At 62.7% G+C, this 25,778-nt stretch carries 24 protein-coding genes and 2 pseudogenes; 13 read left to right on the top strand and 13 right to left on the bottom strand.

All coding sequences use genetic code 11. From position 1 onward, the window contains the following. Positions 1-245 (bottom strand): annotated as a pseudogene (locus B2Y33_RS05305) (MFS transporter); the annotation flags it as partial. A 127-nt stretch (positions 246-372) separates the two neighbouring features. Here B2Y33_RS05305 and B2Y33_RS05300 point away from each other — a divergent pair. Next, entirely contained in the window at positions 373-2,415 is a 2,043-nt protein-coding gene (locus tag B2Y33_RS05300) for a S9 family peptidase (RefSeq protein ID WP_027915823.1), read from the top strand. Between the two features lie 97 nt (positions 2,416-2,512). Here B2Y33_RS05300 and B2Y33_RS05295 read toward each other — a convergent pair whose 3' ends face one another. Then, complete coding sequence (locus B2Y33_RS05295; protein ID WP_082693192.1) at positions 2,513-2,791, bottom strand: hypothetical protein; 279 nt, start codon at positions 2,789-2,791, stop codon at positions 2,513-2,515. Positions 2,792-2,923: 132 nt separating this feature from the next. Between B2Y33_RS05295 and B2Y33_RS05290 the strand changes: the two genes are divergently transcribed. The 3 genes from B2Y33_RS05290 to B2Y33_RS05280 all read left to right on the top strand — a co-directional run bounded on the left by B2Y33_RS05290 (position 2,924) and on the right by B2Y33_RS05280 (position 4,275). Next, the gene (locus tag B2Y33_RS05290; RefSeq protein ID WP_023534919.1) at positions 2,924-3,292 is read left to right on the top strand and encodes a YajD family HNH nuclease; all 369 of its coding nucleotides are present in this window, start codon (positions 2,924-2,926) and stop codon (positions 3,290-3,292) included. Between the two features lie 66 nt (positions 3,293-3,358). After that, on the top strand, positions 3,359-3,829 hold the full coding sequence (locus tag B2Y33_RS05285) for an RNA methyltransferase (protein WP_206406062.1): 471 nt from the start codon (positions 3,359-3,361) through the stop codon (positions 3,827-3,829). 104 nt (positions 3,830-3,933) lie between these two features. Further along, positions 3,934-4,275 carry a YgaP family membrane protein gene (locus tag B2Y33_RS05280; protein ID WP_027915821.1) on the top strand — a complete coding sequence of 114 codons (342 nt, stop codon included), beginning with the start codon at positions 3,934-3,936 and terminating at the stop codon, positions 4,273-4,275. Positions 4,276-4,520: 245 nt separating this feature from the next. Here the strand turns inward: B2Y33_RS05280 and B2Y33_RS05275 are convergent, their stop codons facing one another. The 6 genes from B2Y33_RS05275 to B2Y33_RS05250 form a co-directional block, all read right to left on the bottom strand. Next, positions 4,521-5,738 (bottom strand): hypothetical protein, encoded by a 1,218-nt coding sequence (locus B2Y33_RS05275; protein WP_288632775.1) that lies wholly within the window; start codon positions 5,736-5,738, stop codon positions 4,521-4,523. A 38-nt stretch (positions 5,739-5,776) separates the two neighbouring features. Next, on the bottom strand, positions 5,777-6,226 hold the full coding sequence (locus B2Y33_RS05270; RefSeq protein WP_206406060.1) for a YcgN family cysteine cluster protein: 450 nt from the start codon (positions 6,224-6,226) through the stop codon (positions 5,777-5,779). A 254-nt stretch (positions 6,227-6,480) separates the two neighbouring features. Beyond that, on the bottom strand, positions 6,481-7,413 hold the full coding sequence (locus tag B2Y33_RS05265) for a D-2-hydroxyacid dehydrogenase (protein ID WP_027915818.1): 933 nt from the start codon (positions 7,411-7,413) through the stop codon (positions 6,481-6,483). A 2-nt stretch (positions 7,414-7,415) separates the two neighbouring features. Further along, positions 7,416-7,709, bottom strand: a complete 294-nt coding sequence (locus B2Y33_RS05260) for a YcgL domain-containing protein (RefSeq protein WP_023534892.1) — start codon at positions 7,707-7,709, stop codon at positions 7,416-7,418. Next, on the bottom strand, positions 7,706-8,839 hold the full coding sequence (gene rnd / locus B2Y33_RS05255; RefSeq protein ID WP_111475264.1) for a ribonuclease D: 1,134 nt from the start codon (positions 8,837-8,839) through the stop codon (positions 7,706-7,708). Before rnd ends, B2Y33_RS05260 begins: the two co-directional genes overlap by 4 nt. A gap of 126 nt (positions 8,840-8,965) precedes the next feature. Continuing rightward, positions 8,966-10,603, bottom strand: a complete 1,638-nt coding sequence (locus B2Y33_RS05250; RefSeq protein ID WP_027915816.1) for a phosphoethanolamine transferase — start codon at positions 10,601-10,603, stop codon at positions 8,966-8,968. A gap of 250 nt (positions 10,604-10,853) precedes the next feature. Between B2Y33_RS05250 and B2Y33_RS05245 the strand changes: the two genes are divergently transcribed. Continuing rightward, positions 10,854-11,087: a YdcH family protein gene (locus B2Y33_RS05245; protein WP_027915815.1), complete on the top strand. Its 234-nt coding sequence runs from the start codon at positions 10,854-10,856 to the stop codon at positions 11,085-11,087. Between the two features lie 86 nt (positions 11,088-11,173). Here B2Y33_RS05245 and B2Y33_RS05240 read toward each other — a convergent pair whose 3' ends face one another. Further along, positions 11,174-12,340 carry a trans-sulfuration enzyme family protein gene (locus B2Y33_RS05240; protein WP_206406059.1) on the bottom strand — a complete coding sequence of 389 codons (1,167 nt, stop codon included), beginning with the start codon at positions 12,338-12,340 and terminating at the stop codon, positions 11,174-11,176. A gap of 104 nt (positions 12,341-12,444) precedes the next feature. Between B2Y33_RS05240 and B2Y33_RS05235 the strand changes: the two genes are divergently transcribed. Beyond that, a complete protein-coding gene (locus B2Y33_RS05235) occupies positions 12,445-12,906 on the top strand; it encodes an Lrp/AsnC family transcriptional regulator (RefSeq protein ID WP_027915813.1) in 462 nt (153 codons plus the stop codon). Positions 12,907-12,944: 38 nt separating this feature from the next. Here the strand turns inward: B2Y33_RS05235 and B2Y33_RS05230 are convergent, their stop codons facing one another. After that, positions 12,945-15,275, bottom strand: coding sequence for an FdhF/YdeP family oxidoreductase (locus B2Y33_RS05230; RefSeq protein WP_206406058.1), 2,331 nt, complete (start codon positions 15,273-15,275; stop codon positions 12,945-12,947). A gap of 227 nt (positions 15,276-15,502) precedes the next feature. On the opposite strand from B2Y33_RS05230, the gene moaA reads away from it, so the two are divergent. Continuing rightward, on the top strand, positions 15,503-16,507 hold the full coding sequence (gene moaA, locus B2Y33_RS05225) for a GTP 3',8-cyclase MoaA (protein WP_027915811.1): 1,005 nt from the start codon (positions 15,503-15,505) through the stop codon (positions 16,505-16,507). Between the two features lie 20 nt (positions 16,508-16,527). After that, on the top strand, positions 16,528-17,427 hold the full coding sequence (locus B2Y33_RS05220; protein WP_028686838.1) for a bestrophin family protein: 900 nt from the start codon (positions 16,528-16,530) through the stop codon (positions 17,425-17,427). Positions 17,428-17,501: 74 nt separating this feature from the next. On the opposite strand, the gene B2Y33_RS05215 is transcribed toward B2Y33_RS05220, so the two are convergent. Together B2Y33_RS05215 and B2Y33_RS05210 are read right to left on the bottom strand one after the other, a co-directional pair. Further along, a complete protein-coding gene (locus B2Y33_RS05215) occupies positions 17,502-18,101 on the bottom strand; it encodes an FMN-dependent NADH-azoreductase (RefSeq protein ID WP_132579048.1) in 600 nt (199 codons plus the stop codon). A 103-nt stretch (positions 18,102-18,204) separates the two neighbouring features. Then, positions 18,205-18,519, bottom strand: coding sequence for a hypothetical protein (locus tag B2Y33_RS05210; protein ID WP_027915808.1), 315 nt, complete (start codon positions 18,517-18,519; stop codon positions 18,205-18,207). Positions 18,520-18,567: 48 nt separating this feature from the next. On the opposite strand from B2Y33_RS05210, the gene B2Y33_RS05205 reads away from it, so the two are divergent. The 4 genes and pseudogenes from B2Y33_RS05205 to B2Y33_RS05190 form a co-directional block, all read left to right on the top strand. Next, complete coding sequence (locus B2Y33_RS05205) at positions 18,568-19,491, top strand: LysR family transcriptional regulator (RefSeq protein WP_027915807.1); 924 nt, start codon at positions 18,568-18,570, stop codon at positions 19,489-19,491. Between the two features lie 238 nt (positions 19,492-19,729). Continuing rightward, complete coding sequence (locus B2Y33_RS05200) at positions 19,730-20,287, top strand: peptidylprolyl isomerase (protein ID WP_027915806.1); 558 nt, start codon at positions 19,730-19,732, stop codon at positions 20,285-20,287. Positions 20,288-20,348: 61 nt separating this feature from the next. Further along, positions 20,349-22,181: an ABC transporter ATP-binding protein gene (locus B2Y33_RS05195; RefSeq protein WP_145281001.1), complete on the top strand. Its 1,833-nt coding sequence runs from the start codon at positions 20,349-20,351 to the stop codon at positions 22,179-22,181. A gap of 467 nt (positions 22,182-22,648) precedes the next feature. After that, positions 22,649-23,101, top strand: a pseudogene (locus tag B2Y33_RS05190) (REP-associated tyrosine transposase); the annotation flags it as partial. On the opposite strand, the gene B2Y33_RS05185 reads toward B2Y33_RS05190, so the two are convergent. After that, complete coding sequence (locus tag B2Y33_RS05185) at positions 23,100-24,236, bottom strand: GNAT family N-acetyltransferase (protein WP_049695598.1); 1,137 nt, start codon at positions 24,234-24,236, stop codon at positions 23,100-23,102. The pseudogene B2Y33_RS05190 and the gene B2Y33_RS05185 sit on opposite strands and share 2 nt — an antisense overlap. A gap of 247 nt (positions 24,237-24,483) precedes the next feature. On the opposite strand from B2Y33_RS05185, the gene B2Y33_RS05180 reads away from it, so the two are divergent. Next, complete coding sequence (locus B2Y33_RS05180; protein ID WP_027915803.1) at positions 24,484-25,731, top strand: putative porin; 1,248 nt, start codon at positions 24,484-24,486, stop codon at positions 25,729-25,731. Positions 25,732-25,778 lie beyond the last annotated feature (47 nt).

Genomic DNA, 25,778 nt, shown 5'->3' with positions numbered 1-25,778 from the left:
GCGCGCCAGGCGTTGTTGCCCACTTTGAAGGCGACGTCCAGCACCGTGATGGCAATGGCCGGAGCGAAGCTGTCCTTGACTGGGTCGACCACGGTCGGCGTAAGCAGCAGCACCGCCAGCACGACGCGCAGTGGTTCGCGCAGCCAGCGCCACATCCAGCCGGTGAGCTTGAAGCCCACCAGAAGGCAGCCCAGGGCGGCCACGGCGTAGAGGCCCCAGGCCAGGGTGTAGTCGTTCTCGATCATGGTAATCGTGCAAGCCAGGCAAAGAGGTGCCTATGATAAACACATTTCCTGGCGCAAACAGTGTTTGCCTGTACCGGCACGCCAACGAAGCTGCCGGCAGCGCCCTTCAAGAACCGAGAGAAATTCGATGCCAAGCACCCACTTGCCGCCCCTGGCCAGAGCCGACGACGCGACCGACCCCTATGCGTGGCTGCAACAGCGTGACGAGCCCCAGGTACTGGCCTACCTCGAAGCGGAAAACGCCTACCAGCAAGCCTGTCTGGCTCATCAGGCCCCGTTGCGCGAGCAGTTGTTCGAGGAGATCAAGGGCCGCATCCAGGAAACCGATCTGTCCCTGCCTTCGCCATGGGGGCCCTACCTGTACTACACCCGTACCACCGCTGGCGATGAATACCCCCGCCATTACCGCTGCCCACGCCCTGGCGATGATTCCAACACGGTCGATGAAGGCCAGGAGCAACTGTTGCTGGACCCCAACGCCCTGGCAGGCGGCGGCTTTCTTTCGCTGGGGGCGTTCAACGTTAGTCCCGACCATCGCCTGTTGGCCTATAGCCTGGACACCAGCGGGGACGAAATCTACACCTTGTACGTCAAGGATCTGGCCACAGGCGATGTAACCACCCTGCCCTTCGACGGCTGCGATGGCAGTCTGACCTGGGCCAATGACAGCCGCACGCTCTTCTTCGCCGAACTCGACGATACCCATCGCCCTTGGCGGCTGTACCGGCATACGTTGGGTCAGGACGGTGCCCAGCGGGTGTTCGAGGAGCCCGATGGCCGGTTCTTCCTGCACTGTTACCGCACCAGTTCCGAACGCCAATTGGTGCTGCTGCTCAACAGCAAGACCACTAGCGAAGCCTGGGTGCTGGACGCGGCCACGCCGCAAGCGCCGTTCACCTGCCTGGCACCGCGCGTGGAAAGCCATGAATACTTCCCCGATCATGGCCTGCTCGATGGGCAGTGGCGATGGTTCATCCGCACCAACCAGGACGGCATCAACTTCGCCTTGTATCACGCCCCAGTCGACCCCGTGCCTAGCCGCGCCCAGTGGCAGCTGTTGGTAGGCCATCGCGATGACATCATGCTCGAAGGGCTGAGCCTCAATGCCAGCGCGTTGACCCTGAGTCTGCGTGACGGCGGGCTGCCGATCATCGAAGTGCGCCCACAGGGGCTGGCGCCCTACCGGGTGGCTTTACCCGACGCCGCCTATAGCCTGTACGTGCAGGACAGCCTGGAATTCGACAGTCCTCGGATACGCTTGCGCTACGAGGCGCTGAACCGGCCGGCCCAGGTGCGGCAGCTGGCGCTGGCCACTGGCGCGCAGGAAGTGCTCAAGCAGACGCCGGTGCTGGGGCCCTTCGATGCCGACGCTTATGTCAGCGAACGCCTGTGGGCCACCGCCGCAGATGGCACCCAGGTACCGATCAGCCTGGTGCGACGGCGTCAGGATGTGGGCCGCACGACACCGCTCTACCTGTACGGATACGGCGCTTATGGCGAGAGCCTGGACCCGTGGTTCTCCCATGCGCGGCTGAGCCTGCTGGAACGTGGCGTGGCGTTTGCCATTGCCCATGTGCGCGGCGGCGGCGAGCTGGGCGAGGCCTGGTACCGTGCCGGCAAGCAGGAGCACAAGTGCAATACCTTCAGCGACTTCATCGCATGCGCCGAACACCTGATCAACGAGGGCGTGACGTCCCCCGCCACCCTGGCCATCAGCGGGGGCAGTGCTGGCGGGCTGCTGATCGGCGCCGTGTTGAACCTGCGTCCCGAGCTGTTTCGCTGTGCCATCGCCGAGGTGCCGTTCGTGGATGTCCTCAACACCATGCTCGACCCTGAGCTGCCGTTGACGGTGACCGAGTATGACGAATGGGGCAATCCCGAGGTACCTGAGGTGTATGAGCGCATCAAGGCCTATGCGCCGTATGAGAACGTGAAAGCCCAGCCTTACCCGGCGATGTTGGTGGTGGCCGGCTACAACGACAGCCGGGTGCAGTACTGGGAAGCGGCCAAGTGGGTCGCCCGCCTGCGTACGCGCAAGACCGATGACAACTTGCTGCTGCTCAAGACCGAAATGGGTGCCGGACACGGGGGTATGAGCGGGCGTTACCAGGGGTTGAAAGATGTAGCCCTGGAGTACGGGTTTGTGCTGGGTGAGCTGGGGGTTGCCTGAGGTTTCGAGCTGTTTGTGTGTGTGAGGCGGCCCCAGCGGCCTTGGCGTTCGTGTTCGATTGTGGCGCTATCGGCAACGCTAGGACAGCCGCCTTCGCTCACTCCGTGTCCCGCACCGGTTTCTCTGCATCCTGCCGCAACCCTGGTAAAGGCTGGTCCTTTGGCGGGCCAGGCACTGGCATTGGCGGTAGCAAAGGTGCCCCTTGGGAGGTGCCGGTGGCCTTGGGCGGGCTGCTTGGGGTGATCTGCGGATACGGCGTGGGTGTAGGCGTGCCCGGCGCGCCGGGTACAGGTGTGGTCAACCGGGGTGGCGTGCTGGCAGCGTGAGCCGCAGGCACGCCTGCCGCCAGGACAACGGCGAGAATCGCAGCAAGCATCGGCAACCTCCTGTTCAGAACCTTCCTACAGGCTACGCCCATATGACATTTTTCGCCTGTGCGCCGATCATGCAGCCGCGCTAGACTCGACGGCATAACCGTCATTTGCCTGATCAGAACGAAGGAAACACCATGACCTCCTCTACTTCCGCCGCCACTGCGCGCCTGGACCGCATTCTCGCCGATGCCAAGCGCGACAAGGAAATGGGCTACCGCGACAAGGCCCTGAGGATGTACCCGCATGTATGCGGGCGCTGCGCACGCGAGTTCGCCGGCAAGCGCCTGAGCGAGCTGACCGTGCATCACCGCGACCACAACCACGACAACAACCCGCAGGACGGCTCCAACTGGGAGCTGCTGTGCCTCTACTGCCACGACAACGAACACTCGCGCTACACCGATCAGCAATACTTCAGCGAAGGCTCTACCAGCACCCCTAGCATTGCCAAGGCCACCCACAATCCGTTCGCGGCGCTGGCAGGCATGCTGAAGAAGGACTGACCGGTAGCCCCCGCTATGACCGGGCAACCCGTATAATCGCGTCTTTTTTGCGAAGGGCCCCGGTTCGTGGCTAACAAACGATACAGTTGCATCGGCCTGTTCAACCCCAAGTCGGCCGAAAACGTAGGCTCGGTGATGCGTGCGGCCGGCTGCTACGGGGTAAACTCGGTGTTCTATACCGGCAAGCGGTACGAACGCGCGCTGGACTTCGTGACCGACACCAAGCGCGTGCACTACGACATTCCGCTGATCGGCATCGATGACCTGCAACGCATCATCCCGCTGGGCTGCACCCCGGTGGCGGTGGAGCTGGTCGAAGGCGCCCGCCCCCTGCCCGACTATACCCACCCGGACCGGGCCATCTACATCTTCGGCCCCGAAGACGGCAGCCTTAGCCCCGACGTCAGGGCCTGGTGCGAGGAAACCATCTACATCCCCACTACCGGTTGCATGAACCTAGCGGCGACGGTGAACGTGGTGCTGTACGACCGCCTGGCCAAGGGCCTGAACACCCGCTCAGGCCCGAAATTCAAGTGATGCGTGCGCTGTCATGACCGCCAGGAGGCTCGCCTGGCACATGGAGTGAACGCCGCCCGCCGCCGGCAGGTCAGCTGCTTACACATCACGAAGAGGGCTTACCAATGCTTGATAATCACGCTGATGCACCGTTGCAGGAAAAGAACGTCCATGGCATCGAACGCGCCACGTCGTTGGCCGGTGGTGCTTTGCTGGTGGGCAAAGGGCTGAGCCAGGGCGGTATCGTAGGGCTGTTCAAAGTGGCCGTCGGTGGCCTGGCGCTGGTGCGCGGCTTTACCGGGCATTGCGCTACCAAGGCGTGGTTGCAGCACCACCGCGATCAGTACGATCAGCTGAAATCGGACCTCAAGCGTACTGGGGACGAGCTGACTGCACTGAAGGACAGTGCTAAAGCGGCCACCGAAGGCGTGACGGTGACTGGCAAGGACCCTGTCGCTGGAGTGTGATGCCCTGGCCAGTGTTTTGGCCTTGCCGTGGCGGCGCTGCGGCAAGGCGTAACCATGACGTCTTGCGGTTTGATTGGTAGTCGTCACACGTTCGACTTGAGGGCGGCCGGGGCGCCGGACCGGCCGCGACGGGCTGCGCAGCAGCTCCGGAATCTCAGATTCCGTACTGCTGGAACCGCTTTACGGACCCGATGGCCTTCAAAGGTTGTGCAACGCGTGGCTCCCATCAGGCATTGCGTAGCGCGTCAACGCAGCACTTTGCTCTGCAACGCCTCCGACCGACGCCCAAGTACGTTTTCACTGATCTGCACGAAGTCCTCGAGGCTGACGCTCGGTAGCCGCATCAGCCCTCGCGCCACGTCGTCGAGTGATTGCCGGGCCTGGGTGTGAATACGGATCTCCTTGCCCAGCGCCTGCAACAGCATCACCCCTCGCGCCACTTGGGCAGGCGTTGCCTGCTGCCCCTTGAGGTGCTTGACACTTGCGCCCTGCTTGCTCAGGCGCGCCTGCCAGGCCTGGTAACGATCATCACTCAGGCCGCCTGATCGGCGCAGGAGCTCGGTGGCGTAATAGTCGGTCAAGCTCTCGATCAACCAGTCATTGCCCTCACGCCCACGCAGCTGCGTGAACAACTGGACCACTTCGCGCAGCAGTGGGCTGCTACCGCTCTCGCTGACCATGGCCTGGCCACTGTGCAGGTAGAGCGAGCCGTGAGCTGCCATCGCCCCGCGCCACATGTGATCGCGTGCGCCCACCACCAGCAGTTTGGGCGGGTTTCTTGGGAAGGTGGCCTGCAGTTGTGGCCAGATGTAGGTCAGCAAGGTCAGGTTGTCCAGGCGGCGCATCCCTTCCCCGACCGGCGCTGCCACCGTCACGTCGGTTTCGCCCAGGCGCGCACGGCGGCTACCCAGGTTGCCAGCCAGCATCCAGCCCGTGGGTCGATCAAACAGCCGCGAGACGTTGTCGATGCGGAACTTGTCCTTGCCAATACGTGGCCAGGCGGTCTCGACGCTGTTCCAGCCTTCGGGCAAATCGAATGCCAGGCGGGCGACCAACTCCGTGCCGTCCTGCTGGTCCAGCCGACCGGGTGGGACCAGTTGGTCGCCCAGGAACAGTGCCCAGTGCGCCGTCATACGGGTGTTGTACACCCCCGGACCGTGGAGCTGGTTCAACTGCACGCGATAGCTCAGGCTGGTCTTGCCAGCCGCTGGCTGCCATACCCCGCGCTGGCCGCGAAGCTGCCAGTGGCCATCTGCCTGGAAGCCGCTGTAGGCCCCCGCCTTGCCCAGGTCGAAGTCCAGGCTGCGCACGGCGCTGCCATCGGCAAGCGTGAGGCGCACTTCGGCTTGCCCGGTCGCGGGCAACAACCGGACCTGATAGTCAAGATCGACTTTTTTCGCCCAGGCCGGTGCCACCGCCAGCAATCCCAACATGGCCACCAGCACACTCAAACGGCAACGCATACCGACACTCCTTGTTCACCAGTGGGTAAAGCGCCTGGTTAGCTGGCGCGAAAGATCAGGTAATCTTCCCAGTCGTCCTCGTGCACGTCACGCTCGCTGAGCATGCGCCCGGCCTGGGATATGCGCTGTTCATGCACTTGCTGGCGGTCACCGCATACCAGGTGGTGCCAGGCCGGCAGGTCCTTGCCTTCGCTGACCAGACGGTAACCGCAGGTCGCTGGCAACCACCGAAACTGGTCAGCCTTGCCCGGGGTGAGCTGAATGCAGTCGGGCACTTGGGCAAAGCGATTGGGGTAGTCGCTGCACTGGCAGGTGTCGAGGTCGAGCAACGTGCAGGCGATGCGGGTGTAATAAACACTGTTGTCGTCCTCGTCCTCGAGCTTTTGCAGGCAGCACAGCCCGCAACCGTCGCACAGCGATTCCCATTCCTGCGGGTTGAGTTGCTCGAGGGTTTTGCGCCGCCAGAAGGGGGCGTTGTCAGCGATCATGACGCGAATTCCTGCAAGGGATCAGCAGCGCGTGTCCGGCATCGGGCCCGAAGCAGACAGCGCCTGAAACGGTTCGTTAAGGCGTGCAGCATGGAGCTGCTGGCCGTGGCGGCGCCAGTCTAGGGCCTGGCATGCAGCAATACCAGACCGCTTGTCAGCCATGCTCGCGCACAGGCGCGTGGTAGATCGGTACGCGTGAAGGGCCGCCATGAGGCGCTACCCGCAGGCAACGCGCTCTGGCCCAGGCCGAACGATCAATACCCGCGGTCGAAGTCCACTTCGCCGCGCAGCGCCTGGTCGGCTTCGAACGCCTGCAGGTTGTCGAGAAACAACCGCACCATGGCCGCAGGCGTGGTGGGCGCGGCGCTGTGTCCGGTGAGCAACAGGCCCCAGGCGGTCCAGAACGGATGCTGCCTGGGCAGCGGTTCCTGGCGGCATACATCGATCACCGCCCCGGCCAGGTGACCCTCCTTCAGCGCATCCACCAGGTCCGCGTCGACGACTGCCACACCGCGTCCGGCATTGATGAACAAAGCAGTCGGCTGAAAACGCCGGAACATCGCCGCGTCAAAGATATCGTGCGTGGCCGGCGTGTCGGGCAGCAGGTTCAGCACATAATCGACCTGGCCCACCAGGCGCGCGAGATCGTCCAGGGCGGCTACCTCGACGAATGGCGGCTGTTCACGGGCCTCACTGGCCACACCGTACAGCACCACCCCGAACGGACGCAGGAACTCGGCCACCGCCTGACCGATGTCGCCGGTGCCAACGATCAACACCTTGCGGCCCTGCAGCGAGCAACCGGGGCGGTCGTCCCAGCGCCGCTCCACCTGGCTGACCAGGCGCGACAGGACGTGCCGTTCATGGCCCAGCATGTAGGTGAGCATGTATTCGGCCATGACCTGGCCGAAAATGCCCACGGCGCGGGTCAGGCGATACTCGCGGGGCAGTCCCGCCGCCAGCAGCGGCGTCACGCCGGCCCAGGTCGACTGCATCCAGTGAGGCCGATGCCCCTGGCGCAACAGGCTCGCCAGCAGGTCGGGCTGACCGAGCCACACCGGGCACTGCGGCGCCAGCCGGGCCAGTTGCGCGGAGTCGTCGCTGGTCAGGACGTCAAGGTGCGGTGCCGCCTGGTGCAACAGGTCGGCGTAGCGGACGTGGTCATGCTCGGCAATCAGTACGCGCATGATCAGGCGGGATCGTTACGGTGCAGCAACTCGTCGGGCAGGTGCTCGATGTACTCGTCATCCGGCGGCGGCATCTGCAGGTGATACCCCTGGTTGTCGAGGTTTTCCAGCACCTTGGTGATGTCTTCGCGGGCCAGCTTGCGTTCGGGGCTGAGCACCAGGTCGAAGGCGTGCTGGGGCGTGCCGAAGAACGGCAGCAAGCCTTCGGGTACGCGTTGCAGGCCATCGGCCTTGAGCACGTACAGGTACATTTCGTTCTTGCGGGGGCTCTTGTAGATCGAGCAGATGCGTTTCATTGAGGGTCTCCGGCACCGGCCAGGCTGTCCAGCAGTGCCTGGCCCATCCGCTCACGGCGCCAGCCGCGCAGCGAATCGGGCAAGGTGTAAGGGCCGTCGGGGTAACCGCTTTTAAGCAGGGCCTCGAGGGTTTTCTTGCGCAGCATCAGCTCGGGCGCGATGCCCAGCCGCTGCCCTTCGGCCTGACCGACGGCGCGCAGTTGCTTGAGAATGCCCGAGGCTTCGATCGGCAGCGGCTCAGGCAGTGGCTCGGGCCATTGTTCGGCCGGCAGGCTGGCGGCGTGCTTGATCAGTTGCAGCAAGGTTTCGCCATCCTGGCGCAAGGTGCGCGGGTGCATGTCGTCGATGCGGGCCAAGGCCGCCAGGTTGGTCGGCTGGCTCTTGGCAATGGGCCACAGCGCATGCTCCTTGAGGATGCGGTTGCGCGGAACATCACGCAGGCGGGCCTCGCGCTCGCGCCAGGCGCACAGGGCGCGCAGCACCGCCAATTGCTGGGGCGACAGTTTCCACGCCAGCTTGACCTCGCGGTACAGGCTGTCGGGCTGTACCTCGCGGCGCAACTGGGCCACCAGTTCAGCACCGTCTTCCAACACCCAGGCATACTTGTCGTCGGACAGGCGCGCACGCAAGGCGCTGAACAGCTCGGCCAGGTGCACGGCGTCCTCGGCAGCATAGCTGACCTGGGTCTCGGACAGCGGGCGTTGCAGCCAGTCGGAGCGGGTTTCGCCTTTGGGCAGGTCGATGCCCAGCACCTCCTGCACCAACCGCGAATAGCCCATGGAGAAGCCCAGGTTGAGGTAGCCGGCGGCCAGCTGGGTGTCGAACAGCGGCTGGGGCAGCTTGCCGGTCAGGCGCAGCAACACCTCCAGGTCCTCGCTGCAGGCATGCAGCACCTTGACCACGTTACGGTCTTCGATCAGCTCGGCCAGCGGCTGCCAGTTGCCGATCAACAGCGGGTCGATCAGGAACGCGCACTTGCCATCGCCAATCTGGATCAGCCCTGCCTTGGGGTAGAAGGTGTCGACGCGCATGAATTCGGTATCGACCGCGACAAAGGGCAATTGGCGCCATTCGCGGCAGTGTTCGGCCAGGCTCAGGTCGTCACGGATCCAGTGAATTTCGATGGCCACAAGGCTCTCCCACTAACATTGGCGCGCAGTATATACGGCGCGGGCACTGCTGGTGAAACCCGGGCCATCCTTGATGTCGATCAATGGTGCAATTTCATGGACTGTGCAACCCGGCCGGCGGCCTGCTCAACGCTTGGCGGTGAGCCAGGGCCGGCAGCTGGCGAACAGGTCCAGGGAACGCTCGTACACCTGGGTGTGAACTTGCAGCAACCCCAGCATCGAGTGGAACAGGTTGTCCTGGGACAAGGGCGCGTCGTTCAACTTGGCCAGGCAACCGGTATCGACACCGAAGTCCTGTTGATAGCTGTCGGAGAACCAGGCCAGCAGCGGTACATGCTTTTGCTGTTCCGGAGCGATGGCGTACGGTGTCCCGTGCAGGAACAGGTTGTACTCGCCCAGCGATTCGCCATGGTCTGACAGGTAGATCATGGCCGTATCGACCTTGTCCTGCCGGCTGCGCAGGGTGTCGATCAGGCTGGCCAGGACCCGGTCGGTGTAGGCCAGGGTGTTGTCGTAGCCATTGATGATCTGCGCTTGGCTGCACTGGTCCAAGGCGTTGCTCTGGCACACCGGGGCAAAGCGCTGCTCGGCCTTGGGGTAGCGTTTGAAGTAGTCGGGCCCGTGGCTGCCCATCTGGTGCAGCACCAGCACGGTGTCCTTGTCCAAATGGTCGATCAGCTCGCCCAGGCCCTGCAGCAGGATTTCGTCGTGGCACTCGCCTTCGGCGCAGAACTGCGGGTCCTTGAGCTTGCTCATGTTGATGAACTGCACGCGGTCGCAGGTGCCCTTGCACCCGGACTGGTTGTCGCGCCACTGCACGTCCAGGCCTGCCCGCTCGAGGATATCGAGCAACCCTTCACGGTTCTTGGCAACGCGGGCATCGTAGGCTTTGCGGGGCATGCCGGAGAACATGCAGGGTACCGACACAGCCGTTTCAGTGCCGCAGGAGTGAACGTCCGAGAACGCCAGCAACCCCTGCTCGGCGGCAAGCCTGGGGGTGGTATCGCGGTTGTAGCCCAGCACGCCGAAGTGATCGGCGCGCGCGCTTTCACCCACGACCAGCACCGTCAGGGATTTGCGCTGGTGATGCTGCCAGTCCGGGGTGCGGGCGGCATCTTCGCCATAGTGCGCAAAGGGGCGTGCACTAGTGACCACCCGCTCGCTCACGTACGCCATGGAGGCACCGACGATATTGCTGGGGGTCAGCATCAGGCGCAGTTCATGATGATTGCGAAACAGCGACGACAGGCCCTGATAATTGGCCAACCCCACCGAGCCCAGGCCTACCACGCAGGCCGCCGTGACCACCAGCTTGCCGAACAGCTCGCGCTGCCACGGCCGGTACACCACCGGTGCTCGCCATAGCAGCACCGAGGGCAACACCCCAAGGCCAAGGATGTACAAGGCGAACTTCAGCGACAGCAGGTCGCGCACTTCTGCCACGTTGGTTTCGGCGATGTTGGCGAACATGCCCGCGTCGATCAGCACGCCGTAGCGATTCATGAAGTACGCCACCGCCGCGCCACTGACGAACAGCAGCACCAGCAAGGGCTTGAGCACATAGCGGAAGGCAATGAGGGTAAGGATGAGGTTGAAGGCGAACAACATCAGCACCGCAAACGCGAGGGTCAGCCACAGGCCGGGCAAGCCGGGGGGCACGACTTGCTCCAGGTGCTGCCACAGGAAAACATTCATGCCGATCAACAGGTACAGGCTGGCCAGCAGCGTGACCCATTCGGTGCGCAGGGGTTTGATGTTGAGCATTCAGGTTCGCAACCAAGAGAAGTGACCACCAGCGCCGGATGGCACTGGGAGCAAGCAGGGCGAACTCTAGAAACCGGGCCATCAATTTTCTGTGAAAAATAACGTAACAATTTAGTGAAAGCGCTGATTTCGATGAGGACCTGTCAGTCGTTCAGCAGGGGTTCAGGATTCGCGGCCTCCCCCGTCGAGGCAAACGCGGCTATCCTCAGAGGTCAGGACCTTAACCAATCCCCCTGACAGAGGTGAAGAAATGCCTGTTCCGCACGATCTGCTCGCTGACTTGCACGTTACCGCTGACGCATTCCAGGCGCTCATTGACAAGGACCAGACGCTGCATGGCTTGCACAAGGAGTACAACGCCAAGGACAAGGAAGTGGTCGCCGCCGAGAAAAACGGCACCAACGACGACGCCGTCACGCGCTTGCGCCGCGAGCGGCTGCTGATCAAGGACAAGATCGAGCGCATCATCCACCCGCCCAAGTAATCACCGGCGTCTTTGCTGGCGCCAGCCCATCATCGGTCGCATGACGGGTTGGCGCTGAACCCCTCGCCAGTACAGCCTTGCCCTTGTTATCCGGCCAAAGCGCCCAGCGCCGTTTCCAGGTCATCGATCAGGTCGGCAACCGCCTCGATGCCCACTGACAGGCGCAACAGGTTTTCGCTGATGCCCATCGCCCCTTTCTGCTCGGGGCTCATGGAGCAGTGGGACATGGTCCAGGAATGGTTGATCATGCTTTCGACCCCGCCCAGCGAATCGGCCAGTACGAAAATCTGCAGCGCTTCGACCAGACGGTTTAGCGCTGCCCGATCGCCCTTGACCTTGATGGCGACCACGGCCCCGCCGCTGCGCATCTGGCGCTTGCACAGGTCATGCTGCGGGTGGCTTTGCAGCCCTGGGTAGTACACCTGCTCGACCTGCGGGTGGCCTTCGAGCCTGCGGGCCACTTCCAGCGCGTTGGCACACTGGCGTTCCATGCGCACGTCCAGGGTCTTGAGGCCGCGCAACGCCAGGTAGCAATCGAACGGCCCTTGCACCACGCCGATGGCCATGCTGATGCGGCGCAGTTGCCGGTGCAGGTCTTCGCTGGCCGCCACCACCACGCCACCGGTGAGGTCGGAATGGCCACCGATGTACTTGCTGGCCGAGTGCATGACCAGGTCTACGCCCAGGGTGATCGGGCGCTGGTTCCACGGTGAGCAGAAGGTGTTGTCGATGCAGGTCAGGATGCCCCGGGTACGGGCAAGGTCGCACACGGCCTTGATATCGACCAGGTGCAACAATGGGTTGGTCGGTGACTCAATCCAGATCAGCCGGGTTTCGGGCTTGATGGCAGCAGCCACGGCTTCCAGGTCATTGAGATCGACGTACGTGGTGGTCAGGCCGGAAGTACGGCTGCGGTAGTCCTCCATGATACGGAAGGTGCCGCCGTATACGCCGTTCATCACCACCACGTGGGCATCCTTGGGCAGCAGTTCCAGCACGGTGGCGGTGGCATTCACGCCTGACGCACAGGCCACCGCCCCGACGCCTTCTTCCAGGGCTGCAACACAGGTCTCGTAGGCGTGGCGGGTGGGGTTGCCTACGCGGCTGTAGGAGTAGTCCGGCGTATCGTCCAGGCCGCGCTTGATGAACGAACTGGCCGTGACGATGGCCGGGAAAATGGCATTGTCGGCGACTTCGAACTGCTCGCCGGCATGAATGGTTCGGGTGGCGAAATGGCGCGGCTTGTCGGACATGGTCGGGCTCGTTGGCAGAGGTAAGGTTGCCACTATCGCACAACGCAAAAGCCCTGACCTTGGAGTACCCTGTGAAAACTTCTTCGCCACGGCCCATGCCCCCTATGGACAGCTTCGACCGACACATCCTGACCCTGTTGCAGCGCGATGCCGCGCTCTCGCTCAAGGCCTTGGCCGAGGCCGTCAACCTGTCCACCACCCCGTGCTGGAAGCGGGTCAAGCGCCTGGAAGACGAAGGCTACATCGTTGGTCGTGTGGCCCTGCTGGATCCTGACCTGCTGGGGCTGGGCCTGACCGTGTTCGTGCAGGTCAAGACCCAGCGTCATGACAGTGCATGGCTGGAGCAGTTTGCCGCCACGGTCACGGCGTTCGAGGAGGTGATGGAGTGCTACCGCATGTCCGGCGACTGGGACTACATGCTGCGGGTGGTAGTGGGTGATATCGCAGCGTATGACCGGTTCTACAAGAAGCTGATCACTAGCACTGATGGGTTGTCGAACATTACCTCGAGCTTTGCCATGGAGCAGATGAAATACACCACGGCTTTTCCAGTGAATCGCGGTTGACGCGGGGTTGCAGAGGTGACCCTGTCGCCTGATCAGACTCAGTCGGTCGCCAGTGCCGCTGCAATGCGATTATCCGCCTTGGCCTTCTCGACCTTGATCGCCACGAACTTGGAGGTCGGGGTATAGGTCCCTTCACCATAACTCTCCAGCGGCACCAGGGGGTTGGTTTCCGGGTAATAGGCGGCAGCCTGCCCCGGCGGTACGTCATAGGCCACCAGACGAAAACCCGACACCCGACGCTCGACGCCGTCGTCCCACAACGACACCAGATCGACGCGCTCACCCGGCTCGAGCCCCATGCGCCGAATGTCGGCCTCGTTGACGAACACCACTTCGCGCAGCCCGAACACACCGCGGTAACGGTCATCCAGACCGTAGAGGGTGGTGTTGTACTGGTCGTGGGAGCGCAAGGTCTGCAAGATCAAGTCTGGCTTGTCGCCACGCGCCAGCACCTGGGCGTTGACCAGTGCTGCGGGGAGCGCATTGGGGCTGAATTGTGCCTTGCCGGTGGCGGTGCGCCAGATACGGTCGGCGGCGTGGTTGCCTAGGTGAAAGCCCCCAGGTTGCTGCAGGCGTTCGTTGAAGTTTTCGAAGCCTGGAATCACATCGGCAATCAGGCTACGGATATGGGCGTAATCGGCCACTGCGTGTTCCCAGTCGATGGGGTGCTTGCCCAAGGTGGCCTGGGCCATGCCGGCAATGATCCAGGGCTCGGAGCGCATGTGGGGCGAACGTGGCCGCAACTGGCCGTGGGAGATGTGCACCATGCTAAAGGTGTCTTCGACCGTCACGCCTTGCGGGCCGCTGGCCTGCAGGTCGATTTCGGTGCGGCCCAGGCAGGGCAGGATCAACGCATCGCCACCGGTCACCAGGTGCGAGCGGTTGAGCTTGGTGGAAATCTGCACGGTCAGCGCGCAGTTGCGCAGGGCGGCATGGGTGCGCGCGGTGTCAGGGGTGGCCTGGGCAAAATTACCCCCAAGGCCGATGAACACCTTCGCCCGGCCTTCTTCCATGGCCTTGATCGCCAGTACGGCATTGTGCCCATGGGTGCGCGGCACCTGAAACTCAAAACGAGCTTGCAAGGCATCGAGCAAGGCGGCCTTGGGCTTCTCGTCGATGCCCATGGTCCGATCACCCTGCACGTTGCTGTGACCGCGCACTGGCGAAAGCCCTGCGCCGGGTTTGCCGACATTGCCACGCAGCAATTGCAGGTTGACGATTTCCTGCACGATGGCCACCGAATGACGATGCTGGGTAACGCCCATGGCCCAGCACATGATCACGCGTTCGGCCTTGCGGTACATGCGCGCGGCCTGCTCGATCTCGGCCTGGGTCAGCCCGGACTGCGCCACGAGGGCAGGCCAGGGTGTAGCATCCAAGGTCTGCAGGTAGGCCTCGATGCCGCTGGTGTGCTCGGCAATGAAAGCATGGTCGAACACCGCCGGTTCACCCTTGGCCTTGGCTTCGCGCTCCCATTGCAGCAGGTACTTGGCAATGCCGCGCATCACCGCCATGTCTCCGCCCAGTGCCGGGCGGAAGTAGGCGGTATTGGTAGGCTCGGAGCCATTGCTGAGCATTTCCAGCGGGTGCTGCGGGTGCTGGAAGCGCTCCAGACCCCGCTCCTTGAGCGGGTTGAAGCACACCACCTGGGCACCGCGCTTCACGGCTTCGCGCAGCGGTTCGAGCATGCGCGGGTGGTTGGTGCCAGGGTTCTGGCCAATGACGAAGATGGCGTCTGCCAGTTCCAGGTCGTGAAAGACCACGGTGCCCTTGCCCACGCCCAAGGTCTGCGCCATGCCGACGCCGCTGGCCTCGTGGCACATGTTCGAGCAATCCGGGAAGTTGTTGGTCCCGTAGGCGCGCACGAACAACTGATAAAGAAAGGCTGCTTCGTTGCTGGCCCGGCCCGAGGTATAGAACTCGGCCTGATCGGGTGATTCCAGGGCGTGCAGGTGCTTGGCGATCAGCGCGAAGGCCTCTGCCCAGCTCGTTTCGACATAGTGGTCGGTGGCTGCATCGTAGCGCATGGGATGGGTCAGGCGACCCTGGTACTCCAGCCAGTAATCGGTCTGATCGGCCAGGGCGCTGACGCTGTAGCGGGCAAAGAAGGCCGGATCGACCGAGCGCCCAGTGGCCTCCCAGTTGACGGCCTTGGCACCGTTCTCGCAAAACTTTACCGTGTCGTTTTCCGGCGACTCGCCCCAGGCGCAACCAGGGCAGTCGAAGCCGCCATTCTGGTTGGTCTTGAGCATGGCTCGCAAATTCTTGAAGGCGTTGTCACTGCCCAGCCAGCTTTTGGTCACGCTCTTGAGCGCGCCCCAGCCGGCAGCGGCGCCTTTGTAGTCGCGGATGTGTGGGTCCTGGCTCATGGGTGAAGTCCTCGCCCTGCTATGGCTTTTGTCCAGCCTATGAAGCCTGGCGTAGAGCCGTCCAATCGAAAGATCCTACGAGGTGATAAGCGCCTTCGATGACCCCCGTAAACGCGGGGGCTGAACGGTGATAGAGAGCATTTATCGGTCGGTCGGTCAAAGCCATTTGACGGCCCGCCCCACCAGGCGCTAGCTTGGAGGCCAACCTCCCTGATTCGAGCGCGTACGTGGAACAGAGCAGCCGGGCACTGATCGACGGCTTCAACCGGAAAATCGACTACCTGCGGATGTCGGTCACAGACCGCTGCGACTTCCGTTGCGTGTACTGCATGGCCGAGGACATGCAGTTTCTGCCCCGCCAGCAGATCCTGAGCCTTGAAGAACTGTTCCAGGTAGCCGAGCGTTTCGTGGCGCTGGGCACCCGCAAGATTCGTCTGACCGGGGGCGAGCCGCTGGTACGCCAAGGCATCGTCGACCTGTGCGGACGCATCGCTGCCCTGCCGGGGCTGCGCGAGCTGTGCCTGACCAGCAACGGCTCGCAGCTGGGGCGCCTGGCGCAACCGCTCTTCGATGCGGGGGTGACGCGGCTGAACATCAGCCTCGACAGCCTGGATGCCGACCGGTTCAAGCAACTGACCCGCACCGGCGACCTGCACCAGGTGATCGCCGGCATCGATGCTGCACGTAAAGCCGGCTTTCGCCGGACCAAACTCAACTGCGTGGTACTCAAAGGGCGCAATGACGACGAACTCGTCGACCTAGTGCGCTTTGCGATCGATCGCGAACTGGACATCACCTTCATCGAGGAGATGCCGCTGGGACAGATCAGCGAGCACGCCCGTGAAGAGTCGTTTTTCTCAAGCGATGAGGTACGCGCGACGCTGGCCGAGCAGTTCAGCCTGGTGGAGTCGACCGAATCTTCGCAGGGCCCCGCGCGGTACTGGCGCCTGGCCGATGCCCCGCAAACCCGGGTGGGGTTCATTTCGCCCCACAGCCACAATTTCTGCGCCACCTGCAACCGCGTACGTCTCACCGTAGAGGGGCGCTTGTTGTTGTGCCTGGGCAATGAGCACTCGGTCGATCTCAAGCACGTGCTGCGTGCCCACCCCGGCAACGCTGAACGGCTGGAAAAAGCCATTCGTGACTCGTTGCACCTCAAGCCGTATCGCCATCACTTCGAGGTGGGCGGCGACGTTCAAATCCTGCGCTTCATGAACATGACCGGCGGCTGACCCGCCGTCTCTGGATTGCCATGATCGTTCATCCCACCCAGGGTGTGCTGCGAGTGCTGTTCACCCTCAAAGGGTCGATCATCAAACAGATCGCCCTGCGCTGCCTGATGGTCACACTGCTGGCGGCGGTCATCGTCCTGGTCGAACGGCATTACCCAGCGTTCTTCTATCCGGTCAGCGCTACGCCGTTCACCTTGCTCGGCTTGTCGCTGTCGATTTTCATGAGCTTTCGCAACAACGCGTGTTACGACCGTTGGTGGGAGGGCCGCAAGGCCTGGGGCAGGTTGATCGTCGAGATTCGGTCGTTCACTCGCGAAAGCGTGGTGATCGCCGATGCCGCGCTACGCGCCGAGATGCTGCGCAGCCTGTGCGGGTTCGCACAGGCGCTCAATGCCAGGCTGCGAGACGAAGACGACCTGGCTGCCGCGCGGCCCTGGCTGGGGAATGCCGAGGCGGTCAGCCCTCACAACGTGTGTAACGGCATCCTCCTGCAACTGGGCGAGCAGTGTTCGCGGCTGACCGAGCAGCAGGGCTTGTCCGAGTGGCGCTACAACCTCCTGGCGCAGCGGTTGGCGGGCCTTGGGGAGGTTCAGGCCACCTGCGAGCGGATCAAGGGCACGCCGTTGCCCTTCCCCTATACCTTGCTGCTGCACCGCACCATCTACATCTTCTGCCTGTTGCTGCCGTTTGCCCTGGCCGAACCGCTAGGCTGGCTGGCACCGCTGTTCACGACCATCGTGGGGTACACCTTCTTTGGGCTCGATGCCATTGGCAACGAGTTGGAAGACCCGTTCGGCCGCGACGAGAACGACCTGCCTACCGATGCCATGGTGCGAACGGTGGAGCGTGATGTATTGGCCGCACTGGGGCAGACACCGCTGCCGCCAGCGCTGTTGCCGGTGGGGTATGTATTGAGTTGAACGCGCTGCGAAGCTCGAATGAAGCGGTCACCCACAAGCGCTGATACAGGTGCCCGGGGTGAGATTCGCTGCAGTCAGGCTACCGAAGCCAGGCTTGCCCTGGCCTGGTTCAGGCCCTTTTCATGGAAATCTCCGCTCATGTTCAGGCCCTCGGCATGAATGAATGTCACGTCGTGAATGCCAATGAAGCCCAGCACCTGCCGCAGGTAAGGCTCCTGGTGGTCGCTGCCAGCCCCTGCATGGATGCCGCCGCGCGCTGTCAGTACGATGGCGCGCTTGCCATTCAACAGGCCCTGAGGGCCGGTGGGCGTGTACTTGAAGGTGATCCCGGCGCGCAGCACATGGTCCAGCCAGGCCTTGAGGGTGCTGGGTATGGTGAAGTTATACATGGGCGCCGCCAGCAACAGCACATCGGCTGCCAGCAATTCGTCGGTCAGCTGGTTGGAGCGCTCCAGGGCTTGGAGCTGTGTTGCACTGCGCTGGTCTTGCGGGTTCATCCAGCCGCCGAGCAGGTCGGCGTCCAGGTGCGGCACCGGGTTGGCCGCCACGTCACGCACGGTAATCTGGTCGGTCGGGTGAGCGGCACGCCACTGGGCGGTGAAGTCCCGGGTCAATTGGCGGGAAATCGAATCCTGCTGGCGTGCACTGCTTTCGACGATCAGAACGTGGGACATGACGGCCTCCATTGGGCTGGGATAAATGCGATGGAGGAAGGTTAGCGCTTGACCTATCGATGAAAAAGCGTAAATAGTCGGTACGATTTATCGATTAATTAGTTTATTCAGCCGCGCAGTTCACGGTGACGCGCAGCTTGATGATCTGACGGGTGAACTTGGCGGTGACGTCGGCGCGTTTGCCGGCCGGCACATTTATCCGGCGCACCCGCGGGGCTTCAGGACCGTTGCGAAAGGTCACCTTGCAGGCGGCGGGCACCTGGCCGTAGTTCTCCAAGGTAATGGCGCCCAGGTCATAGGCCGTGTCGTAGGCAGTGGCGTCGACCTTTACCCCGTCCATGTGTTTTTCCATGTCGATGGGATAGGCAAAAGCGGTCACCGGCAGGCATAGCAACAATGCCGCACAATAGTTCTTCATGGGCGTTCTCCTTGTGTAGAGCGCAGCTTAGGCCAACAGGAGCAGGACATGAAAGCGCCGCGCGTGACGCTGGATCAATGGCGGACCTTGCAAGCTGTAGTCGATCACGGCGGCTTTGCCCAGGCTGCCGAGGTGCTGCACCGATCACAGTCATCGGTCAGTTATACCGTGGCGCGCATGCAGGAACAGTTGGGTGTGCCGTTGCTGCGCATCGACGGCCGCAAGGCGGTGCTGACCGAGGCAGGCAGCGTGCTGCTGCGCCGCTCGCGGCATCTGGTCAAGCAGGCCAGCCAATTGGAAGACCTGGCGCACCACATGGAACAGGGTTGGGAAGCCGAGGTGCGCCTTGTAGTCGATGCGGCCTACCCCAGCGCGCGCCTGGTACGTGCCCTGGCCGCCTTCATGCCGCAAAGCCGCGGCTGTCGCGTGCGCCTGCGCGAGGAAGTGCTGTCCGGGGTCGAGGAGGTGATGCTCGAAGGCATCGCCGACCTTGCCATCAGCAGCTACAGCATTGGCGGCTACCTGGGCGCGGAGTTGAGCGCGGTGGAGTTCGTGGCCGTGGCTCATCCAGACCACAGCCTGCACCGGCTGGGACGCGAGTTGACGTTCCAGGACCTTGAAAGCCAATTGCAGGTGGTGATTCGAGATTCGGGCCGCGCTCAGCCACGCGATGTGGGCTGGCTTGGCGCCGAACAGCGCTGGACGGTCGGCAGCCTGGGTACGGCTGCCACCTTCGTCAGCAGCGGGCTGGGCTTTGCGTGGTTGCCGCGGCATATGATCGAGCGCGAGCTGCGTGACGGTGTGCTCAAACCGCTGCCGCTGGACCAGGGCGGTAGCCGCCATCCGCTGTTCTATCTTTACGCGAGCAAGGAGAAGTCCTTGGGCCCGGCCACGCAGATCCTGATCGACCTGCTGCGCAACTTTGACACGGCGCCGTTGGATGTGCCCTTCGCAGCCCCGGCCCAGGCGTGAGGGTGATGGCCAGGGCCGGCTGCGAACGCCGGCACCGGCTGGCTGTCTGAGCGGGGTGCAACACCTTGCGACCAGGCCCTGACACACGTTCAAACGCTGCGCTTGTGCTCGGCCCGCAACCAGCACTGGCAGACGTCGAAGATTCACGGCACGCTATTGCCCTTGTTCATTGCGATGTATCCACCGTACCGGCGGCCCTCGAAAGCCGCCGCCTCCACTTTGAAGGACCTTTGCGCCCATGCTGAAAAAACTGCTGCTTACCGCCTGTTCCGTCGCGTTCGCCACCAGCGTCATGGCTTCCGACAAGACGCCGCACGTTGTGCTGGACACCAGCTTCGGCCAGGTGGAAATCGAGCTCAATGCCGAGAAGGCACCTGTCAGCACCAAGAACTTCCTGCAGTACGTGGACAGCGGCTTCTACAACAACACCCTCTTCCACCGGGTAATTCCGGGCTTCATGGTGCAAGGCGGCGGTTTCACCGAACAGATGGTGCAAAAGGGCACCAAGGACCCGATCCCCAACGAAGCCAGCAATGGCCTGCAAAACACCCGCGGCACCCTGGCCATGGCCCGCACCTCGAACCCGAACTCGGCCACCAGCCAGTTCTTCATCAACGTGGCCGACAACGATTTCCTCAACCCAGGCCGGGACGCGGGTTATGCCGTGTTCGGCAAGGTAACCAAGGGCATGGAAGTGGTCGACCAGATCGTCAATTCGCCCACCACCGTCAAGAAAGGCATGCGTGACGTGCCTGCCGACCCGGTGTTCATCAAGTCGGCTAAACGCATCGATTGATCACGGGTCTCACAGGGACGTGACCCGATTACCGGTCGGTTGAACAGGAGTTTCAACGCTGATGCTGTACCGTCGTTTCGAGCAACTGATCGACATCTTCCGCGACGCCCCCAGTGAAGCGCCGCCCAGCGGCGTATGGGCGTTCTATATCTATTATCTGCGCCAGGTATGGCCGAGCTTTCTGGCCTTGCTGGTGGTTGGGCTGATCGCTTCGTTGATCGAAGTGGCCATGTTCAGCTTCCTGAGCCGCATCATCGACCTGGCCCAGGGCGCGCCCAACGCCCGTATTTTCAGCGAGCACAGCGGCGAGTTGATCTGGATGCTGGTGGTGGTGCTGTTGCTGCGTCCGTTGTTCTTCGGGTTGCATGACCTGCTGGTACACCAGGCCATCAACCCGGGCATGACCAGCATGATCCGCTGGCAGAACCACAGCTACGTGCTCAAACAGAGCCTGAACTTCTTCCAGAGCGACTTCGCCGGGCGCATCGCCCAGCGCATCATGCAGACCGGCAACTCGCTGCGCGACTCGGCGGTGCAGGCGGTGGATGCGTTATGGCATGTGCTGATCTATGCCATCACGTCGCTGGTGTTGTTTGCCGAGGCTGATTGGCGGTTGATGTTGCCCTTGGTGATCTGGATCGTGTGTTTCATTGCTGCCTTGGCGTATTTCGTGCCACGCGTCAAAGCACGCTCGGTGGTGTCGTCCGAGGCCCGCTCTAAGTTGATGGGCCGCATCGTCGATGGCTATACCAACATTGCCACGCTCAAGCTCTTCGCCCATACCGATCACGAACAGCAGTACGCCCGCGAGGCCATCAGCGAGCAGACCGAGAAAACCCAGTTGGCTTCGCGGGTGATCACCAGCATGGACGTGGTCATCACAACGTTGAACGGCTTGCTGGTCGTCGGCACTACCGGGCTCGCCCTGTGGCTGTGGAGCCAGTCGCTGATCACCGTGGGGGCCATTGCCTTGGCGACGGGTTTGGTCATCCGCATCGTGAACATGTCGGGGTGGATCATGTGGGTGGTCAACGGCATTTTCGAGAACATTGGCATGGTGCAGGATGGCCTGCAGACCATCGCCCAGCCCGTCACCGTCACCGACCGCCCTGCTGCCCCGGCCTTGAAGGTCACCCAGGGCGCCGTGCGGTTCGAGAACGTGCGCTTTCATTATGGGGAGGCGAGGAATGTGATCGAGGGGCTGAACTTGGCGATCAGGCCCGGGGAAAAGATCGGGTTGATTGGGCCGTCGGGGGCCGGGAAATCGACCCTGGTGAATTTGCTGTTGCGTCTGTACGACGTGCAGGGTGGGCAGATTCTGATCGATGACCAGGACATTGCGCAGGTGAGCCAGGCAAGCCTGCGTGCGCAGATCGGCATGATTACCCAGGACACATCGTTGCTGCACCGTTCGATCCGCGAGAACCTGCTGTACGGCCGTCCGGATGCGACTGACGCCCAGTTGCAGGAAGCGGTGCGCCGCGCCCGCGCCGATGAGTTCATCCCTCACTTGTCGGACGCCCAGGGCCGTACCGGCCTAGATGCGCATGTGGGTGAGCGTGGGGTGAAATTGTCCGGCGGCCAGCGCCAGCGCATCGCGATTGCCCGGGTGCTGCTGAAGAACGCGCCGATTCTGATCATGGATGAGGCCACATCGGCGCTGGATTCGGAGGTGGAAGCGGCGATTCAGGAGAGCCTGGAAACGCTGATGCAGGGCAAGACCGTGATCGCCATCGCCCACCGGCTTTCCACCATTGCCCGCATGGACCGGCTGGTAGTGCTGGACAAAGGTCGCATCGTGGAAGTGGGCAGCCATGCGCAGTTGCTGGAGCAGCGGGGGTTGTATGCGCGGCTTTGGCAGCATCAGACAGGTGGGTTTGTGGGGGTTGATTAGGTGAGGCCCCGGCTTTGAGGTTTCAGGCTTGAGGAGGGAGATGAAACCTCGCGCCTGCTCAAAACCCAGGGCCGCTGCGCGGCCCATCGCGGCCGGTCCCACCCCTGATAGCGCTGGCCTTCGGGTGTCATGAAGGTGAGCAATTCTTCAAAGAGCAACTGCTTGCGCCGACTTGGAAGCTAGCAAACTTCCGGGTAGGAGCGGCCTTGCCGGGGCGCCGGACCGGCCGCGATGGGCCGCAAAGCGGCCCCACTCTGATAGTGCTGGCCTTCAGGTGTCATGTAGCTGAGCAACTCTTCAAAGAGCAACTGCCTGCGCCGACTTAGAAGCTAGCGAACTTCCGGGTAGGAGCGGCCTTGCGCCGCGATGGGCCGCAAAGCGGCCCCAAGTCATAAGCTGTAAAACTGTCTCACTCTGCCCACTTCAATGGCCAGCTACCCTTGAAATGACTACGCAAGGGGGTAGCCATGATAGGCCGAGGTTCTCATCGCTTACGTCTGGGCAGGTTCTCCGAACCTGGGCGTTTATACCTGCTGACCACCGTCACCCGAAACCGTACCCCACTCTTCAAACACTTGTACTACGCCAGGGCCGTGATCCAGCAATTGCGACTCACCGCTACGCACCGTCAGTGTCAAAGCCTCGCCTGGGTACTGATGCCCGATCACCTGCACTGGCTAATCACGCTCGGCCACTGCAGCCTCGGCGAACTGATGCGTGAGTTCAAATCACGCAGCAGTTGCGCGCTTTACAGGCAAGGCGCCGAGCACCAGCGGATCTGGCAGCCTGGCTTCCATGACCGCGCCCTGCGCCGTGACGAACAAATGCGCAGCCTCGCTCGCTACATCATTGCCAACCCGATCCGCGCCGGCCTGGTAACGCGAGTGAGCGATTACCCACACTGGGACTGTGTCTGGCTCAATGCCCCTCGTTCCGGCGATAAGGCAACATCTCCCGTGCCTGCGCAGCATACGCCATCACCCCTTCACGCTCCTGGAGCAGAAAATCGGCCACCGCCGTACGCAACCCGGGATGCAGCAGGTAATGCCACGACCGGGTGATCACCGGCTCGAACCCACGGATCAGCTTGTGCTCACCCTGGGCGCCAGCATCGAAACGTTGCAGCCCGTGGGCAATGGCGAAGTCCATACCTTGGTAGAAGCACGTCTCGAAATGCAGGCGATCGAATTCGGCCAGGCAGCCCCAGTAACGGCCAAAGAAGCTGTCGCCACCTACCAGGCTCAGTGCCATTGCCACATCTCGCCCGGCCTGGCGGGCCATTACCACGCGCAGGGCGTGGGGCATGCGCTCGGCCAGCAGGCTAAAGAACTCGCGGGTCAGGTAAGGCGCCCGGCCGCGCACGGCGTAGGTGTTGGCGTAGCACAGGTAGACGAAATCCCATTGGGCTTCGTCCAGTTCGTCACCCCGATACCAGCGAAAATCGATGCCCTGCCCCGCCACCTGCTCACGCTCCTTGCGCATCTGCTTGCGCTTGCGCGAACTGAGGGTGTCGAGAAAATCCTGGAAATCGCGATAGCCGCGGTTCTGCCAGTGAAACTGGCAACCCAGGCGCTCCATCCAGCCCGGCAGACGCGCCATCTGTACGTCCAGCGCAGGCTCGGTGAAGTTGATGTGGGCGCCGGACAGGGCGGCTTTGCTCAGGTACTCGGGCAAGGCTTGCAGTAACAAGTGCCCGGCTGCCGGATCGGCCGTCAGCAAGCGCGGGCCACTGACCGGGCTGAACGGCACGGCCCCCAGCCATTTGGGATAGTACGCGATGCCCGCCCGTTCGCAGGCGTCTGCCCAACCATGGTCGAACACGTACTCACCGTACGAATGCCACTTGCGGTAACCCGGCAGCAGCGCTTGCACCTTACCCTCATGCTCAAGCACCAGGTGTTCGGCCGCCCATCCGGTGGTGCGCGCGACACTGCCACTGTCTTCCATCGCACTGAGAAAGGCATGGCTGAGAAACGGCTGGCCCGCAGGGACCAAGGCGTCCCAGGTGGCGGCTGGCATATCACGTAAATGAGCAAGGCTATACAGACTGGTCACAGGGTCGGCTCGCGGCATCAAGGCCCCCAGTATCACCAAGCCGGGCGCCGGACTCAAATGACGATCGCCTGGCGGCCTTCACTTCACAACAGTGCCACTATTCCGACATTAATCTGTCACTCGCCCCCGCAATACTTGCGCCTGTTTTCCGGAACCACAGAACCTGTCTATTCAGGCCCTTTCGGAGACGTGCCAACACAGGGGCGGGCGCTCGGCGTCCCCCATCTTATTCAGTAGGGAGAACCGTATGCGTCTTGTTTCTACACTTACCGGAGCAAGCCTGACCGGCATGGTGCTGGCCATGAGCACCACTCCGGCCAGTGCGGCCGTTGACGCCAAGCTGCTCGAAATGCTCCGCGCCAACGGCTCGATCAATCAGGCGCAATACAGCGAGCTGCAGGCTGACCTGGCCCAGGAAACCAAGGAAAAGGCCGCTCAGAAAGCCCAGTCCGAGCGCATGAGTTCGTTCGAGCAGAAAGTGGCCTGGGCAGCGAAGACTCAGATCAAAGGCGACGTGCGCCTGCGTTATGAAGACGTCAACGTGGACAACCCGATTTCCCGCAGTGGCAACCAGGACCGGGAACGTGTGCGTGCCCGCGTCGGTTTCTACAGCGAAATCAACCCGCAAGTAGACGCCGGGGTACGGGTAGCCACCGGCAGCAGCGCCGATGCACGTTCGACCAACCAGAGCCTGGACAACTACTTCGAGAAGAAATCGCTGTGGGTCGACCTGGCCTACCTCGACTGGCACCCCACTGCCGTGCCGAACCTGCACCTGATCGGCGGCAAGATGATGCAGCCCTGGGTGAGCATGGGCGACATCATCTGGGACAGCGACATCAACCCTGAAGGCGTAGCCGCTACCTACAAGACCAACCTGGGCCCTGCCGAAGTGTTCGGCAGCATCGGCCACTACAACCTCAAGGACAACGTCGACGGCGACGGCGTGCAGTTCAAGCACGATGCACAGCTCTACGCCGCGCAGCTTGGGACCAAGTTCAACGCAGCCGACACCGTCAAGGTCACGGTGGGGGGCAGCGTGTACGGCTACGACAACGACAAGTCATCCGCGGCCCTGCGCTCGCTGGGCAACACCACCGACGAATTCAACCTGGTCGAAGGTTTTGGCCAGGTGGACTTCACCGGCTTCGCCATCCCGCTGTCGGCCTATGGCCAATTCGTGAAGAACACCGAGAGCACCGATGGTCAGGACAAGGCCTGGCTGGCGGGTCTGAAGAGCAAGATCGGGGCATGGAGCCTGGACTACAACTACCGCGACGTGCAGCGCAATGGCGTCGTGAGCCTGTTCACAGACTCGGACTTCGGCAACGGCTTCACCGGTTCGCGCGGCCACAAGTTCAAGGTTGGCTACGAGATCGACAAGAACTTCGCACTCGGTGCGGCCTACATGATGGCCAAAACCGACTACTCCAACTTGCCCAACAGCAACGCCGATGTGGATACGCTGCAGGTGGACCTGGAAGCCAAGTTCTAAGCATCGCCAAGCTGCAAACGGCCGTCCCCATCCGGCCGTTTGCGCGT

This window comes from Pseudomonas sp. UBA5666 (genome assembly GCF_002420785.1).
Taxonomy (GTDB): domain Bacteria; phylum Pseudomonadota; class Gammaproteobacteria; order Pseudomonadales; family Pseudomonadaceae; genus Aquipseudomonas; species Aquipseudomonas fulva.
This window is presented reverse-complemented; position numbering and strand designations above follow the sequence as displayed.